The 1,032-nt window shown below is 33.0% G+C and carries 1 protein-coding gene; it reads right to left on the reverse strand.

The features are described 5' to 3' along the window. Positions 1-123: 123 nt before the first annotated feature. On the reverse strand, positions 124-1,032 hold a 909-nt coding region (locus COJ96_RS25395), incomplete at its 5' end, for a transposase (RefSeq protein WP_142333059.1).

Here is a 1,032-nt window from a genome sequence, read left to right on the forward strand (position 1 = left end):
GAGGGCACTGAAAAACCTTCGGTTTTTCGAAAAATTTCTAAAACACGAAAAAAAAGACGACTTTAAAAATTCTTAAATGAATTTTAAGTCGTCTTTTTTATTCATTGAGGCTATTTTCTTACCCTATTTTTGATCTATTAGTTTCAATATTCTTTTTAAATTCACGGTGAATATTGCCAGGGCACCTTGCAATTGCATACCAACTAGACCCGAGGAATTTGCAACATTGTACCCGTGTCTGTGTTTTAATTCGCTATTTTTAGCTTCTATTTTGTATCGTTCTTTCGACTTTTCCTTAAAATAGTCGCTTTCTTGGAATTGTTCCTGTTCTGTATGTATATTCGATTTAATAGTCACAGAATAAGTTTTACTTTTAGCTCCTTCTTTATAACAGCCATCCTTAAATGGACAAATTTTGCACTTTTCTACATCAAAATAATAAGTGTCAACTTGATTGGCTGCTACACCTTTTTTACCTTGACGTGCTTTCCTTATAGCCATATGACCAGCTTTACAAACATACATTCCAGCGTCTTTATTGAACTCAAATTCGTCTTCTTTTTTACGAAAACCTTGAGTAACTGAAGGGTTTAACTTGGCTACTAATTTTATTTCATTTTCTTTCGTATATTCGATATTGCCTTTTTCTGAATAGGCTGTATCACCAATAACAGTTTCAACTTTCACTCCTGCTTTAATGCTTTTTTCGATCAGTGTTTCTAATTGCTTTCCGTCATTTTTTTCCCCTGTCGTAACTGTTGCGGCAGTAATAATTCTTTCTTCGCTCATTGCAATATGAGTTTTATATCCAAAAAACGATGAATCTGCAGTTTTATGACCTACTTTTGCATCCTTATCTTCAGAGCTTTGTAAATGTTCGATATCGTCAGTAATTGTTTCTTTTAGAAGGTTTAACTGTTCCTTTACTTTTGGATACTCAATAAGAGTTTCTTCCTTTTCAATCACTTTAATAAGTTTCTGGCAATAAGCGATTTCATCTGCCAAAACATCTGTTGTATTTTTGACAGGAAA

It is taken from the genome of Bacillus sp. AFS073361 (genome assembly GCF_002567005.1).
GTDB lineage: Bacteria > Bacillota > Bacilli > Bacillales > Cytobacillaceae > Neobacillus.